An 870-nucleotide genomic window follows, 5' to 3' on the forward strand; every position below is an offset into this window, starting at 1 on the left:
TGGTGAGGATTTAAGATTTGGGTCTACCGGGTCGAGGCGAGATCTGATTCAAGGCTGCTTTTTGGGAGAGCTGCCTTGTCATTCCAGCCTGACCCGGACGCTTTGACGGATGAGCAGTGGGCTCGCCTCGCGCCGCTGATGCCGGGCGGCTGCAAAGGCAAGCGCGGCCCGCGCACGAACAACCGCCTGTTCCTCGACGCCCTGATCTGGATGACGCGCGCCGGCGGGCGCTGGAAGGATCTGCCCGAACGCTTCGGCAAGACCGGAACGGTCAAGCGGCGCTATTACGACTGGATGGCCCGCGGCGTTCTCACCGACATCCTGGCTGCCCTGGCCGAGGAGGCGGATCTGGAATGGGTCTGCCTCGATGCCACTGTCGTGCGCGCGCATGCCCAAGCGGCGGGCGCGCGACGGGAAAAGGGGGATTTGATGCCCAGGGCCTGGGTCGCTCCCGCGGCGGCCTGAGCACCAAGATCCATCTGGTGTGCGATGCGCTCGGGAACCCGGTGCGCCTGCTGGCCGGACCGGGTCAGCAGGGCGAGGTGCTGCGCGCGGCCGAGTTGATCGAGGGGCTCGCCTGCGGCCATGTCATCGCCGACCGCGCCTACGATGCCGAGCATTTCCACGACACCGTCTTGGAGGCTGATGCGGTCCCAGTGGTCCCGCCACGGCCCAACCGGCGCCGGCCTCACGCGTACGATCGCATCCTCTACAAGGAGCGCAATCTGGTGGAGCGTTGCTTTGCCAAGCTCAAACAGTTCCGGCGCGTCGCAACCCGCTACGACAAGCTGCTCCTCAACTTCATAGGATTCGTCACCCTCGCAGCCATCAGCATCTGGCTCAGATAGTTAAATCCTCACCACAGCCTAG

General features: G+C 64.9%; 1 pseudogene. It reads left to right on the forward strand.

The features are described 5' to 3' along the window. The first annotated feature begins 138 nt into the window (after window positions 1-138). Window positions 139-848, forward strand: a pseudogene (locus WDW90_RS37595) (IS5 family transposase). The last annotated feature ends 22 nt before the right edge of the window (window positions 849-870 follow it).

The organism is Methylobacterium nigriterrae (assembly GCF_037106235.1).
Classification (GTDB): Bacteria; Pseudomonadota; Alphaproteobacteria; order Rhizobiales; family Beijerinckiaceae; genus Methylobacterium; species Methylobacterium nigriterrae.